This window comes from Pseudomonas sp. P4_B3 (assembly GCF_056402295.1).
The window spans coordinates 1-591 of record NZ_JBFUHR010000054.1 but is presented as its reverse complement, the minus strand read 5'-3'; the positions used below and the strand labels follow the sequence as shown (position 1 = coordinate 591).

At 65.8% G+C, this 591-nt stretch carries 1 protein-coding gene; it reads right to left on the bottom strand.

The features are described from left to right. On the bottom strand, positions 1–591 hold a 591-nt coding region (locus AC1DWG_RS30410), incomplete at both ends, for a VCBS domain-containing protein (RefSeq protein ID WP_477788769.1).

Sequence of the window (591 nt, the reverse complement as noted above, 5' to 3'; positions counted from 1 at the left end):
GGTCCACTGGCCGGTGGTGTCCACGGCGATCGAACCGTAGGTGCCGGTGGACGCGCCATTGATGGTCCAGGTCGCCGTGGCATCGTGATCGATGTCGGCCGAGCTGAACTGGCCGCTGACGCTGAGCGTGGTGTCTTCCTGCACGGTGCCAACATCGTTGCCGGTCGCGAAGCTGAGCACCGGCGCGTCGTTGCTGCCGGTAATGGTGACGGTCACCAGTTGGGTGTCGACGCCGCCCAGGCCGTCGCTGACTTGCACCGTAAACACGTCATCATGGCTCTCGCCCGCCTTCAGCGACTGCACCGCACTGGCAACTCCGTCGCTGCCATTGGCCAGGGTGTAGGTCCACTGGCCGGTGGTGTCCACGGCGATCGAACCGTAGGTGCCGGTGGACGCGCCATTGATGGTCCAGGTCGCCGTGGCATCGTGATCGATGTCGGCCGAGCTGAACTGGCCGCTGACGCTGAGCGTGGTGTCTTCCTGCACGGTGCCAACATCGTTGCCGGTCGCGAAGCTGAGCACCGGCGCGTCGTTGCTGCCGGTAATGGTGACGGTCACCAGTTGGGTGTCGACGCCGCCCAGGCCGTCGCT